Source organism: Sphingomonas xanthus (genome assembly GCF_007998985.1).
GTDB lineage: Bacteria > Pseudomonadota > Alphaproteobacteria > Sphingomonadales > Sphingomonadaceae > Sphingomicrobium > Sphingomicrobium xanthum.
Genome location: NZ_CP041659.1, coordinates 1,300,001 through 1,313,713 on the forward strand (window position 1 = coordinate 1,300,001; position 13,713 = coordinate 1,313,713).

At 65.1% G+C, this 13,713-nt stretch carries 6 protein-coding genes (1 of these 6 running past the window's edge); 3 read left to right on the forward strand and 3 right to left on the reverse strand.

The features are described from left to right. The 3 genes in view from FMM02_RS06565 to FMM02_RS06575 are tightly spaced (at most 3 nt apart) and all read left to right on the forward strand, a layout consistent with a single transcriptional unit that may run on beyond the window. Positions 1-175: the final stretch of an N-formylglutamate amidohydrolase gene (locus FMM02_RS06565; RefSeq protein ID WP_147494098.1), read on the forward strand. 623 nt of this gene lie to the left of the window's left edge; only the last 175 of its 798 coding nucleotides appear in the window; its start codon lies off the left edge, out of view; it ends in the stop codon at positions 173-175. Next, positions 172-2,034: a flavohemoglobin expression-modulating QEGLA motif protein gene (locus FMM02_RS06570; RefSeq protein WP_147494099.1), complete on the forward strand. Its 1,863-nt coding sequence runs from the start codon at positions 172-174 to the stop codon at positions 2,032-2,034. Before FMM02_RS06565 ends, FMM02_RS06570 begins: the two co-directional genes overlap by 4 nt. Positions 2,035-2,037: 3 nt before the next feature. Continuing rightward, on the forward strand, positions 2,038-3,081 hold the full coding sequence (locus FMM02_RS06575) for a glutathione synthetase (RefSeq protein WP_147494100.1): 1,044 nt from the start codon (positions 2,038-2,040) through the stop codon (positions 3,079-3,081). Here FMM02_RS06575 and FMM02_RS06580 read toward each other — a convergent pair. Genes FMM02_RS06580 through FMM02_RS06590 form a run of 3 tightly spaced genes read right to left on the reverse strand, consistent with a single transcriptional unit; the run spans position 3,078 to position 13,630 of the window. Continuing rightward, complete coding sequence (locus tag FMM02_RS06580; protein ID WP_147494101.1) at positions 3,078-6,125, reverse strand: CHAT domain-containing protein; 3,048 nt, start codon at positions 6,123-6,125, stop codon at positions 3,078-3,080. The two genes, FMM02_RS06575 and FMM02_RS06580, sit on opposite strands and share 4 nt — an antisense overlap. Next, complete coding sequence (locus tag FMM02_RS11435; protein WP_147494102.1) at positions 6,122-11,908, reverse strand: beta strand repeat-containing protein; 5,787 nt, start codon at positions 11,906-11,908, stop codon at positions 6,122-6,124. Before FMM02_RS11435 ends, FMM02_RS06580 begins: the two co-directional genes overlap by 4 nt. Positions 11,909-11,917: 9 nt before the next feature. Further along, positions 11,918-13,630, reverse strand: coding sequence for a ShlB/FhaC/HecB family hemolysin secretion/activation protein (locus tag FMM02_RS06590; protein ID WP_147494103.1), 1,713 nt, complete (start codon positions 13,628-13,630; stop codon positions 11,918-11,920). Positions 13,631-13,713: the final 83 nt, after the last annotated feature.

The following is a 13,713-nucleotide window of genomic DNA, read 5'->3' on the forward strand; positions in this document are numbered from 1 at the left end:
CGAACAGACCCGGTTCGTTCATCAGCGTTATCCCGGACGGGGCTGCGCCATCGCGCTGGAATTCAAGAAATTCTTCATGGACGAATGGACCGGCGAGCCTGACCAGGCGGAACTGGAGGCGATGCGCCGCTTTATCGCCTTCACCGCCGAGCGGGCCGACGCGCTGCTGCAATGAGCAGCCGGCCCGACCTCCGCTTCGCGCCCCCGCCTTTCGCCGGCAAGTTCGGAAGGACCGGCGCGCTGCGTGAAACCGTCGGAGAGGCGGGCCGGGTCCATATCGATCGCTGGCTTCCTTTCCTGATCCTTCACCGCTCGGATGATCCCGCGACGAGCCTGGCTCGCCGCATCGCGGTCGACAGCTCCTCTTACCTGATCTGGTCGAGCGGCGATGATCATGCCGCGCTTCAAGCGCTCGACATGGTAGCCGCCGCGCTCAGTGCGCACTCTGGCAAGTTGCTGGTCATCATCCTGGAAGATCTGCCGCATGAGCCGGGCGCCGAAGGGAGTGCGGAACTGCCTCCCTTCGTGGCCCGGATTGGGGCGGGAGATAAGGGCCATGTGGGCCGCGCCGCAAAGCTGCTGGGGTGCAAGCTCAGCGACGCCGCGATTGACCTGCGCCGCTGCACCGTCGAGCGCGTCCCGTTTTCACCGCTGCTGCCCCAGGCGTTCGACCAGCTAATGTCCAAGATCGATGGCATTCAGCGATTGTCGCTCCAGGTGCCGCAAATCCACCGCCGCCAGGACGGTGGCGTCTTCCCGGCCATCGCCCACGAGCTGTCGACCCTGGTCGGCGACGCAATTCTCGCCGCGGCCTGCGCGTTCCTCGATGATGGAAAGACCCCGGTCCCTATCCATTATCGCGCGTTGGGGCGAAGCGCCTATCTGGCTGCTGCCCACAAGGCCGACCGCAAGCTGGACCGTATTGCGCGCAGCTTCGACTTCCTCCTTTCCATCTCCCCGATCAACACGGCCAAGGCGTTCGACCGGTTCGTGGCCGGCGGCGAACAGGCAATGCCAAAATTTCACTATCGGCCGCTGACGGTCGATCCCGACCTGGCCAAGCGGGAACTCTACGCCATCGATTTGCGGGCGCTGGAAGATCCCCTGCTCGAAACCTTGCTGGGCGAAAAACGGCGGGAAATCGACGCTCAGCTGACGATGCTGGCGACCCGCAATTCTCCGGCATTCCGGGCTGCCTCGATGTTCCTTTACGGCGCTGTCGATGCACCCTTGCTGGCCGATGCGACCGCGATCCTGGCTTCGACATCGAAAGACCCGCCGCGCGGGGGAACGGTCCGCGCACCGGCCATCGCCAAGGCCGCGCAGGCGCTGTCAGCGCGGTACCAGGAGGGGAATGCCGACTTCGCGCCCGATATTCAGCTGCGCGACGACGTCGCTGGACTTCTGGTGTCAGGCGACAGGCTGATGATCGGATCGGATACGGTCATGCCCGCCCACCGGGTTGAAGCTTTGCTGGCCCATGAAGTGGGTGTCCACTTGCTGACCTATTTCAACGGATCGGCGCAGGGACTGTCGATATTTCGAACGGGCCTTGCCGGCTATGAGGGCGTGCAGGAAGGCTTGGGTGTTTTCGCCGAATGGACGGTGGGCGGGCTTACGCGAACGCGATTGCGGCTGCTCGCCGGCAGGGTCGTTGCGGTCGATGCCATGCTGCACGGAGCGGATTTCGTCGAGGTCTACCGCCTGCTTCACAAGGATCACGGGTTCAGCCGCTCCGGAGCGTTCGGAATCGCCGCGCGAGTCTTTCGATCAGGCGGCCTCGCCAAGGACGCCATCTACTTGCAAGGATTCCGTGCGGTGATGACGATGGTCGCCGAAGGGGCATCGCTTCAGCCCTTCTGGCTAGGCAAGATCGCCGTCGCCCATGCCCCCCTGATCGAGGAATTGCTTCACCGTGGACTGGTACAGGGTCCGCGGTCGCTGCCGCACTTTTTGCAGGCGCGCGGCACGGACGAGCGGATCACGCGTTTGCGGGCTAGCGGTGATGTCACTGCCGCCATGACGGAAGGATAAGCGGTGCACATTGCCTTTTTCATCAATGATCTGGAGCGGGAGCATGCCGGCTACACGACGACCGTGCTCGCCCATCAGGCCCAATTGAGGGGTCATCGGGTCAGTTACCTTACGCCCCACGACTTCATCTTGCGTGCCGACGACAGCCTTTGCGCCCACACGCGATCGCTGCCGAAGAAGAAATATAAGGACAGCGAGGATTTCTTCGCCACCCTCAAGTCCGACAAATGCAAGGTCGAGCCGGTCGATATGGCCACCATCGACGTGCTGATGCTTCGCAACGACCCGTCGATCGACGCCGAGACGCCTTGGGCGATGGAAGCAGGCATTCTGTTCGGGCGCGAAGCCGCCAAGCGCGGGGTCATTGTCCTGAATGATCCCGACAGTCTAGGCCGCGCCATCAACAAGCTCTACTTCCAGAGCTTTCCGACTGAAGCCCGCGCCGAAACCCTGATCAGCCGTCACGCGACCGACATCAAGGCCTTTGCCAAGCAGCATGGCGGCAACATCATTCTTAAACCGCTCCAGGGTTCGGGCGGGTCAGGGGTGTTCAAGGTCGATGCCGAGGCCAAGTCGAACCTCAACCAGATTATCGAGGCGATTGGGCGTGATGGCTATATTATCGCCCAATCCTATGTTCCCGCGGCTAAAAAGGGCGACATCCGCCTCTTCCTGATGAACGGCCGCCCCTTGGAAATTGATGGAAAATATGCCGCGTTGCGCCGGGTCGCTTCGCCTGACGATATTCGGTCAAACATCCATGCCGGCGGCACCGCGGAAGCCGTCGAAATCGGCAAGACCGAATTGGCGGTGGCGGAGATGATCCGGCCCAAGCTGGTGGCCGACGGCATGTTCCTCGTGGGAGTCGATATCGTTGGCGACAAGATCCTTGAGGTGAACGTCTTCTCCCCGGGTAATCTGGGCAGCTGCTCGCGTCTCGCCGGAGTCGATTTTTCGGTGCCGATCATCGAAGCGATCGAACGCAAAGTATCGATCGCCGCCCAATATGCCCGGCGGTTTGACAATCGCCACCTTGCGATTCTCTAGCGGCTGGCGATCCGGTCGGTCGGAACCAGCGGCTTGGCGCCGTCGCCAAGGATGATGAACGCGGCCCAGTAAAAGGGATGCGAAGTGCGGGCGTCGTCCATCAGCTTGGCTTGCGCCTCGCCGAGGGCGCCGGCCAGCGCCTGCCCCGGTCGCGCTTCGACTAGCCCTCCGACCAGCCGCTTGGTAGCGTCATAGTTGTCAGGCACCGGCCAGTGGCTTGCGACGACCGACCGCGCGCCGGCGCCGACGAACGCCCGGACCAGCCCGTCGAGCGCATAGTTGCCGCCCGTGGCAATGCCGGCCTCGCGGCTGATCGCCGCGGTCGCGGTACCGGCGGTGTCGCAGGCGGACAGGATGACCACGTCGGCATCAAGCTTCAGGTCGAAAACCTCGCGGAAGCTCAACAGCCCGTCCGATCCCTGCGGTCCGAAACTGGTGACCAGCGCGGGCCGCGCCGGGCAGTCGGGCCGTGGTGAGGTAACCAGGCCGTGGGTGGCGAAGTGCAAGACCCGATATTGGTCGAGCCTGTCCGACTGGGCGAGGAGCGCCGCGTCGGTAAACTCCGCGCCGGTCAGCAAGCGGCTTTGGTCAGGTCCGAATCGCGCTTCGGCCTGCCTCAATTCGTCCGCGGAGATCGGCGCCTGCCAGATGGCGATCGGCCAATCGCACTCATCGGCTACCGCCGTCACCGGGCGGGTGAAGGCCACCGCATTCTCGCCAACCCCGAGATAGGCCTGGCGCGCCCGGCTCGGGGCGATCGCGCGCATGTCGAGGAAGCTGCGCGCGCTGACCGAGATCGAGGTTTGCAAGTGCCGACCGAGCCAATCGACCCCGGTAAAGTCAAACGCGTCGGCATTGGGGCGTGCTGCCCGAGCCAGGTAGGCGTCGACACCCGGCTGGCTCGCGGGGAGCAGGTAGGGCGGCAGCTGGAGCATCGGTCCGTCGGGTTCGAACACCATGTGCGACCATTGGCGAATTTCGGAATCGGCGTGCCCGAATAACTTGAGGTAGAGAGCGCGCGCGCGTGCGACATCAAAGGGCTCGGTTACGGCCTCACCATTTTCGATCCGGACAATGCTGTTGCGAATAGCCGCGACATCGGCGGCCATCTCGGCCAGGCTCCCCTGCAGCTTCGTCGGTCGCGCCATCCCATTGGCCGCGGTCAGCGCGTAGATCGCGCCGTCGACGACCACCATCTTGTAATAGCCTTCGCCGGGTCGAAGCGCCGCCTGGAGCTCGGCCAGCTCGACGATTTGCGGGCTAAGTACCTTGTACCGTGGGTAATCGCCAAGCCGTGCCTGCAGCCGGACCTGGTCGGCCCGAAGCGCCTCAAGGCTCGCCTTGCCGGCACGGATCGCTGCCTCCTGAGCGGCCGTCCGTTCCGCTAATGCCTCGAGCCGCTTGATCTCGGCATCCTGCCGGACGATTTCGCGGGTTCGGGCAACGGCCAGGCGGAACAGGCCGCTGCCCTCGTCATTGCCCGCGGCATATTGGCGGGCGAGGATCGCCTGGGTTTGCGCAACGCCAGGCCGTTCGAGCAGCTGGGTTGCCCGGAACATCGACGCAGCAGCCGCTGCGCTTCCGTCGGCAGTAAGCAGGTCGAAATAAGGCCCAAGCAGGTTATGCAGCGCCGCGCCGCTTTCGGCGACCGAAGCGCCGCTGGCCACCACTTCCTCGAACAGCGCCCGGGCATTGGCCGCGTCGCCGGACCTCACCAAGTAGCTGGCCTTGCGCGCCTTTGCAGAGAGCAGCGCAGGGCTTTCGGGATAGGTTTCAGCCAACACGGCGATCGCCGCATCGAATGCACCGGCCGCGCCCGAACGATCGCCGCGCGCCTCGGCTATAAGTGCCCGTTCGATTTCAATCTCGCTGAGCAGCCAGCGAGCGGAATGGACCCGTCCGTCTCGAACATTCAATACCTGCGAACGGGCCTTGCCGAAATGGGAGTCCGCCTGCGCCAATTGGCCAAGCTGACGCTGCGCCACCCCTTTCAGTTGCAGTCCCTGGGCGTCGAGCAGTGCCGCCCGCTCCGCCGGGGTCAGGGTGGCGGTAACAGCCGCAACCTGCTGCCCACTTCCGCTTTCGCGGTTGATCGCAAGGCTTAGCGGTGGGGTTATCAGACCGTTGCGGATCTGGTCGGCCTCGCTCTCTTCAGCGACGGCAGCGACAGGAGTCGCCAGCGCTTCGATGGCGTCGAGACCGCGCTTCTGGTTGAGCAGGTTGATGACACGATAGTTGCGGATCAGCCGTTGCAGCACGCCACTGCTGGCCGGGCTGACCGCCGCAGCGCGGCCGAACAGCCGCTCGGCGGCGGCGAAGTTGCCAAGGTTGGACTGTTGCAAGCCCTGATTGGCAAGGGCTTCGGCCAAGGCCGCGGGCTCGTTGTTCTCGCGCTCGACAAGGCTCTCGAAGAACTGGGAGCTTTCGGCAAATCGGCCAGCGTTGTTGCGGATATAGGCCTCGGTGCGTGCGCCGGCCGGATCAAGCGAGCCCGCCTGGACGCGGGCGAAAGCTGCCGGATCGCTGACTTCGGTCGTCGCTACCTGCACCGCGCCGCGTTGAGCCCGATCGGTGACTGCCGACGCCAGCGCAAGTCGAAGCGCCGGATCATAGCCTGCCAGCCCTTCGGCGAAATAATGGGCCTTGCCACGTTGGACCGAATAGCGACGATAATCGATCCCGGCGGTGTCACGGCAGAGAACCGTCTGCACGGTGCCGACCTGGTCGATCGTAACGCTTTCCTCGGACCGGCAGCTCAGCGAGCCATCGTGGATCGCGCTTGGTTCGCTAGCCAGCGCGACCGGGCGTCGCACCGCAAGCAGGCTGCCGACAGGCGCGGCGGCGTCGCGACAAGTGAGAAGATAGCCTCTGTCGAACAGGCCGGTAAGCCGCGCATCGACCGACTGGAGCTGTGCGCTGCACATCACCCCCGCGTCCCCGAGCCGGAAGCTCGACTGGACCGAAAGCGGCGTGTCCAGCGCTATCGCTGGCACCGACAGGAAAGCGGCGCCCGATAGCATCGCCAGGATCAAGGGGCGGGTCATTGTTGTGTCTCCTGTTGGTAAGAGGGCGGCGGTGCGCTCTCCATCAGGGCCGGGTTGCCGGTCCCGGACACCGGGTCGTCGACGTCGCCCTCTCGTTTGATTCCCGGGCTGGACCGCATCGACGTGCCGATCTCCGGCGTGACGGTTCCGTCCGCCGTTTCCATTTCGCTGGTATCGAACAGCGGTGCAGGCGGGACGATTGGACTGGTCTGACTGTCCTCGGTATCCTCGTCATTGTCGTCGATGAAATCTTCATTGCCGAACTCGGGCGGGGGCATCTGGTTATTTTCCACCAGCCGGATCTCGTCCTGGATGCCGGGGGTCGGGAGGAACCCCGGCGGAATCGGTCCGGCCAGTGTGCAAGGCCCGGTGAGCAGGCAGCCGTTGACAGTGCTAGTCGCCGTGAAGGGCGTCAGGTCGCCTTCAGCCTCGACCAGCGCATCCCGGACATCCGCGCCGGTCAACGTCCCGTTGGAAGTCTCGATCTGGCCGTTAATGACGACATCGATCGATCCCGGCGCGAAACCCTGCTCGCTTCCTTCGCTGAACAGCACGGACTCGCTGACCAGGAATCCGGCCGGACGCGCCTGTGTGCCGCTATTCTGGACGTAAAGGGTATAGAGCTCGCCCGGCTCGACATTGCCGAACTCGATTGCGACCGACCCGGCGCGCAACACTCCGTCCGGCCGCTCGACCGCGGCCGGAGCGTTCAGATCGTCGCGGTATCCAGCATATTGCGGGTCGACCGCAAGCTGGTCGAGGATCGCGCCGCTCGCGATGTGGATGTTGCTGGCATAGATTTCCACCGTCCCCGCCAGCGCGTTCCCGGCACCGGTCAGGGCCAGCGTGCCGGTTTCGGCATCCAGTTCGAAGCGGCCGGTGGTGAAATCGATGACATCGAATTCGCCCATGCCGGTAAACAGCATGTCGCCGACGATGCGGATCGATCCTTCGCCAGTTTCCGTCTGGCTGTTCCAGGTCGTGAAGTCATATTCTACGCCCTCGGAGGATCCGGGGATAGCTACATTAAGGTCGCCGATGATCATCGTCGGCGCCGCGCCCAGCGCGCTATCCGCGGTGACGTTGATATCGTCAGCGCTGATCAGATTATATTCGGCGTTGGACAGGTTGTAGCCGCTTAGGCCGGTGCCATCGCCGATAACCGTCCGGGTGCCGTTGGTCGACACCAGCCCGACTTCGGCAGCATTGATCGCCGCGTTGATGGCGATGTCGCCGGAGGTCAGGTAGGCATCCCCAACGTTCCAGACGCCGCCCACCGTGAGCAGTCCTCCGGCAGACACGTCGACGAAGAAGGGGGCGTTGAGGGCCTGCGCGCTGAAACTGGTGCCGGCCGCGGCGGCCAGGGCGCCCGTCGACACCGGCCCTCCGATGCTGATCGACCCGCTGGTCGCGATCGGCGGGCTGTTGAGCACCATCGTTGCATCGAAATTGTCTGGCCCACCCGCGTCGAGGAACATCTGGGCGTCGGCCAGATAGACTTGGCCGTTGGGCGCGGTGGTGATGGACCCGAAGCTCATATTGCCCTGCACCAGCGCCATCACGCCAGTTCCGGCGCTGAGGTTGCCAGTTGTCAGCGTGCCGAAGGTCGCGAAGCCGATCGCCTCGTCGACCGCAACATTCCCGACGCTGACCGAGGTCGCCGAGGCAAACCCGGCGGCAAACCCGTCGTCAGTGATCCCGCCGCTGCGCAAAATGCCGACATTGACGTTGCCGAGCGATACTGCGCCCTGCGCTTCGCCGGTCGCATAAGTGCCGGCGATGATGTCACCGCCGGTGACCGCCCCGCCAGAGTCGAAGTCGAGATAATCGCTGTCGGTGTCACCGAAGCCGATCGCGCCGACGGCTGACAGTTCGATCCCGAACAGGGCGTCGAGGTTGCCGGTGGCGAGTGCCCCGCCGGAATCGAGGAAGATCGACCCGCCAAGTGAACTGGCGTTACCGATGCTGATCGGACCGCCGCTGAAGCCACTGATATCGCCGGCCGCCGAAAGGGCGCCGGTCGAAATGCCGTTCATGGCATCCAGGGTCAGGAAGCTCCCGGACTGGATGGAGCCGGTCGCGATGCTGTCGGCTGCGAACAGGTCGGCATGGCCACCTGCGGTCACTGTCCCGGCAGTGAGCGATCCTCCGAGCGCAGCTAAATCGATCGAGCCTTGCGCATCGGCATCGGCCATGATGATCGACCCCGGCGCGCTGATCGCCAGGCCGCTGCCCGAATCGAGGTTCGCATTGGTGACGAAATCGCCGCCGGTGCTGATGTCGAAACTTCCGGCCGAATAGGTTGCCGCCACGATCGGCGGCGACGGAGCGGGCGGGAAGGCGAGGAAGTTGCCGGCGGACAGCGTGATGCTGTTCGCGTCCATCGTCCCGTTGTTGCCGTCGAGGCCGAGGTCGCCGCTGGTCGTGAAGCTGAAGTCGCCGACTGTGACGAGGCCGTCGCGAACCGACACATAGCTCGGTCCAAGCGTCCCATTATAAAGGTCGCCGGAAACGGTGATGTTGATTGAGCCGATCGTCGCGTCGCCATTGAGCAAGCGGAAATAGCTTCCGCCCGTCGCCGTGCCGGTCCCGTCGGTCGCGCCGATGCCGCCGATTGCCACCGCGCTTCCGTCGATGGTCCCGACATTCAGCGTGCCACGCTGGGTCGGGTGGCCGAACCGATCCTTCGATTCGACCAGGATCACGCCGGTCGTGCCATCGCCTCCATCACCGTCGGTCGAACCAAATCCCCCGTCGCCGCCGGTCGCGTCCGCGATCAACTGGACCGCGTCGGCCGTAACCAGCACGCCGCGGGACAGAAACAGCGACCGGCCGCCGAAAGCGTCTCCGCCATTACCGCCGGCCCCATCGCCGCCGCCGCCGGTTCCGCCGTTGCCGCCGACACCACCGATACCGCTGACGTCCTGCAGGAGGGTGGTGTAGAACGCACCGCCGCCGACACCGGGTGCCTGGTCGGCACTGATCGAGCCAGTCTGGATGAACCCGCCCCGGCCAACGCCGCCGGCTCCGCCGTGGCCGCCGGTCCCGCCATCGCCATCGCCGCCGGCCCCGCCGGCCCCCCCTTCGCCGCGCGCGCTGATCAGGGCCGCGCCGCTGTCGAGCGTGCCGCCAGCGGCGCTGCCGACATAGATGATGTTGCCACCGGTGCCGTTGCCCCCGGCTCCCCCATTGCCGCCGGAATTGCCTCCGCTACCGGCGCCGCCCTCGCCGCCGATGCCGTCGGCGACGATGACCGCGCTCCCGATCGTCAGCGTTCCGCCGATCGCTGCGGCGCCGAAGCCGAAGACTGCATCGACCACACCGCCAAGGGCGTTGCCGCCCGCTCCGCCATTACCGCCGCCGCCGCCAGTTGCATCGACCGCGACGATCAGGTTGCCGACGTCGATGTTACCGACATAGGCGACGACATCGGCCTCGCCGCCGTTGGCGTTCCCGCCGTTGCCGTCGAAGCCATTGCCACCCTGGGCCGACCCGTCGAGCAAGGCGGTGCCGCTCACCGTCAGCGACCCGCCAGCGCCGGTGTAAAGCGCCACGGCGATCGGACTCAGCTCGTCGGTCGGGGGCGACACGCGCGCGGTGGCATTGCCGCCGACCGCGCCCTCGCCACCAGTCGCCGAAGCATCGAGAAGCAGGTCGTTGGAAAATTGGATGGTGCCGCCATCCGTGCCGACGCGGGCGGTGCCGCCGAAGGCATTGCCGCCGGTCGCACCAAATGCGTCTCCGCCGAGCCCTGCGGCAACCACCTCGGCTAAGCCGCCGATATCGATGCTGCCCACGCCGGCGTAGATTTGCGCGAAGCCGCCCTCGCCGGTTCCGCCGGAGCCGCTGAAACCTTCGCCGTAATTCGACGCGCCGATCCCCTCGGCGCCGACCAGCACGTCAGCGGCGATGTCGATCGCTCCGCCATTATAGACGTCGATCCGCGCCGAGCCGCCCCGTCCAAGCCCGCCGTTATTGCCGAAACCGAACCCGCCAAAACCGCCCGCTTCTACGATGGCATCGCCGGTCACCGTCAGCGAGGAATTGTCGCCGGCACTCAGCGCCGCCGTCCCGCCGATTCCCTGCCCGGCCTGCGCATCGCCTGCGCCGCCGTACCCGCTAGCGTTGACGACGACATTGCCGAGCGTCATCTGGTTTCCGCTGCCGACATTGGTGTGGACGCTTGCGTTGCCGCCAGTGCCGTTGCCGCCGACCACATTGCAGACCGAACATTCCCCGGCGGAGCCGCCGTATCCCTGCGCCGACACATAGGTTGAACCGGCAATGTCGACATTGGCATTTCCGGTGATGGACATGACGAGCGCGGTGCCGCCGGTGCCGTTGCCGCCGGACCCGTCGCCATAATATTGCTCACCGCCATAACCGTCGGCAGAAACGCTAACGTTGCCGCCGACCGTCAGGGTCGAGTTGTTGCCAATGTTGATTTGCGCGTTGCCGCCGGTCGCGTTGCCGCCGTTCAGGCCGTTGTCTTGCGCCGGGGCGCCATAGCTGTCGGAATTGAGCCAGACGCTGCCGCCGATGGTCGCCGTCGAGCCGCCAGTTGCCCCCAGCCGCGTGATCAATCCGGTCTCGGAACCGTCGGCATTGCGCCGGAAGGCGCGGGCATAAAGATCGCCGCCGATCGTCAGCGCATTGCCGTTTGCAGCATCGATCAGGATGTTGCCTCCGACCGTCGTCGCCTCGCCGCCGTAGACTGTCAGGTCACGGCCAAAGGAAAGGGCGCCGCCGGCGCTGCTGATCGACACGTTGCCGCTGATCTGGGCATCGACGTCCGATGAGAAGGTGGCGTTGGTTGCACTGAGGTCGACTTGGGACGTTCCCGCCGCCGTCCAGGGCGCGCCGCCTTGAACGTCATATCCCCCCGACAGGACGACACTGTTCCCCTCGACCGTCGCCGACGTCGCCGTTTCGAAGCCGATCGATGCACCGTTGTTGATCAGCATGGTGACGGCATCATTCTTGGCCACGGCGACCAGATACGCGTGGTGATTGCTGCCTTCGACCGCGCTGTTGCGGGCGATCGTCCCGCCGTCGACATGGATACCCGTCGCCGCGTCGGTGCCGGTTGTCACCTCGATGTTGAAAAGCCCGTCGGGCGAAAAGCTTATCGTCGCGGCTTCCGCCGCGACCAGTGCCGCCGCCGTGTCGGTACGGATCGTTCCCTGGTGCACTATCCGCGGCGCGACCAGCGCCACATAGCTGCCAGCGCCGTTAGCGGAAATCTGCGAGCCCGCGAGTGTGGTAATTGATGCGTTGGGATTGGCGGCATTGAATTGCGCGACCGAGCCAATCAGGAATTCGCCATTGCCATCGACGGTCAGCGGCGATGCACTCAGGACCAACGAGCCGACGTTAATGACCGCCGTGCTTCCGACCACGAAACCCGACGGGCTATAGAAAAAGATGGCGCCGCCGACGTCGCCTTGGATCGTGCCGTTGAGGCTAATCACCCGGTTGGCATCGGCGACGTCGATCCGGTTGAGCACCGCAAAGGGACCGAAGCCCGAGAATGTCGCGGTAGTGCCGGCGGGCTGGAAATTGATCGGGCTGGTGCCCGGCGCGTTGTCGGTTGGGGTCCAGTCAATCACCGCCGTCGATGAATTGACCATCACGTCGGTCGTGCCGACACCGGTGGAGACGAAGACGTCGCCGGACGATATGCTCGAACTGCCTTGGAAGCTCTGGGCTGCGGCACCGGCGGTAAGCACGACGGCAATTGCCATGCTCGACACACGGGACAGTTGGGACAGTCTACGCGTCATACGAACCTCCTATGGGAGAATGCGGCCGGTCAGCGTGACCAGCAGCCGGACATCTCCCTTGCGATTGTCGATTCCAGCCTTTTCGAGTGGTACCGCCAGCGTGCTGTCGAGGCGGAACCGGTCGCTCAATTCGGCGCGCACGCCGGCACCGGCCGAAGTCAGTCGGTCGGCGCCCATGCCGTCGTTCTTATTCCACGCCCAGGCGGCGTCACCGAAGACATAAGGTTGCAAGGTCAGGCGTGAACGGGCGATCGGGGCAAGCCGCGGACCGCGCATCTCGACGGTCAGGCCGACGCCGCTGTCGCCGCTCAACGTTCCCGGGTCATAGCCGCGGCCGACCGTATAATTGCCTGCCGTAAACTCCTCGAAGCTCAAAAGCGCGTCGAAGGCATATTGGAGCCGGGGGCTGACCGCGATCGCCATGTCGCGGCCAAGCGCCAGTTCGGCCTGCCCGCCCAGTCGCAGGACGGTGGCGTCGGCCTCGCCGTCGATCCGGCTTGGCGGCACGGCGTCGGCGGCGTCGCTTGCATCGAAAATGTCGAGCCCCTTGCGCAACTCGGCAAAGGCGTTGGCCTTCCAGGCCGGGCGCCGCGAGGTGAGGTCGATCGCGTCCCAATCGGCACGCAGCCACAGTACGCGCAGCTTGTCGCGGGTCAGGGGGCCGAAGAATTCGACCTTTTGGTCGAGGAAGTCGAAGCCGAGGCCAGCCCACAGGTTGGACGACTGGCTGCGAATCAGCGGATAGCGGGCATCGACCGACCAGTAGAGCGTCTTGGCCTTGAGGTCCGGCGTGGCCTCGTTGCCGCCGATGTCGGGCTTGGTCCAAGCATAGGTAAGCTGGCCGCCGATCGTCAGTCCTTCGCTGCCGGGGCGAAAACTATGCGCCGCCTGCAGGATTTTCTGCTCCTTGAGATCGGCGGTCGAATAGAAGGAGAGCGTGGTGACATCGCCAAGCCCGGTTAGACCGTAAAGCTGTCCGCGAACCTGTCCGCCCCAGCGTCCGGTCGAAGATGCGGCGAGGTTCTGGACGGTCGCGTCGAGCGAGAAGGGGCGCCGAAGTACCGCGACCTCGCCGACCAGTTCACCCGGACCGGTTCCCGCAGGCTTGAGCGTCAGCTGGACATTATATCCCGGAATGTCCCGGGCAAGCAGCAAGTAGCGCTCGGCCCGATTGCGGTCGAAATATTCGTCCTCGGTCAGCTTGTTGAGATAAGCCGCGAGTTTGGCTTCGGCGCCATCGGTCTGGCCGCGCGCGCGGACCGCGGTGACCCGGGCATAGAGCGTTTCCATCCGCACCACGCCGTCGTCGATGCGCTGCGTCGGGACCTGGACGGCCGCCAGATAGCCCTTGTTTCGAAGCAGTGTCGCGGCAGCATCACGAATTTCACAAAGGACGGCGACAGGCTGGTTGGGCCCGGCGAACTGCGCCCAGGTCGAGCGCATTTCTTCGGGACTCGCGCCCTTCAGGTTGTTGAACTGGACGTCGTTGATCGCCAGCCGGACGTCCGCGTAGCGCGGGTCAGCCAGCGGGCAGGGCGACCGCTCGACGTCGCCGACCACATTTAGCGAAGGCCGCGGGCCCTCGCGCGGAGTCGTGATTCGGGAAAGCTCTTCGCGGGTCGGTGCGACCGATTGCGCCGTCGCAGGAACGGCGGCCAGCAGCGCCGCACTCCCCAACAGGAAAGTGCCGATATTGTGATTCCGCCAAGTCCAACGCCCCATACCGCCCCCTTTGCGAGCATGAGGGGACCCGATCCGGCAACATACTGGCCGCGCCCCCGCGCGTTAAATTTGGTGTAACCGAA